The 442-nt window shown below is 61.1% G+C and carries 1 protein-coding gene; it reads left to right on the top strand.

Going from position 1 to position 442, the window contains the following annotated elements:
* Nucleotides 1-442 (top strand): ATP-binding cassette domain-containing protein (locus tag GWE18_RS42055; RefSeq protein ID WP_275191325.1); only part of this gene is annotated, 442 nt, incomplete at both ends.

Raw genomic sequence — 442 nt, 5'->3', positions numbered from 1 at the left:
GCTGAAAATGATGCGCACCAAGCGCATCGCCATGGTGTTCCAGAAGTTCGCCCTGATGCCTTGGCTGACCGTACGCGAGAACATCAGCTTCGGCCTGGAAATGCAGGGTCGTCCGGAGAAAGACCGGCGCAAGCTGGTGGATGAAAAACTCGAGCTGGTGGGCCTGACCCAATGGCGCAACAAGAAGCCGGACGAGCTTTCCGGCGGCATGCAGCAACGCGTCGGCCTGGCCCGCGCCTTGGCGATGGACGCCGACATCCTGCTGAGGGACGAACCGTTCTCCGCGCTCGACCCGCTGATCCGCCAGGGCCTGCAGGATGAGCTGCTGGAACTGCAGCGCAAGCTGAGCAAGACCATCGTGTTCGTGAGCCACGACCTCGATGAAGCGCTGAAACTCGGCAGCCGTATCGCGATCATGAAAGACGGCAAGATCATCCAGTAC

This window comes from Bradyrhizobium sp. CSA112 (assembly GCF_029051645.1).
In the GTDB taxonomy this organism is placed as follows: domain Bacteria; phylum Pseudomonadota; class Alphaproteobacteria; order Rhizobiales; family Xanthobacteraceae; genus Bradyrhizobium.
The sequence above is the reverse complement of the archived record's forward strand: the minus strand, read 5'-3'. Positions and strand labels throughout refer to the sequence as shown.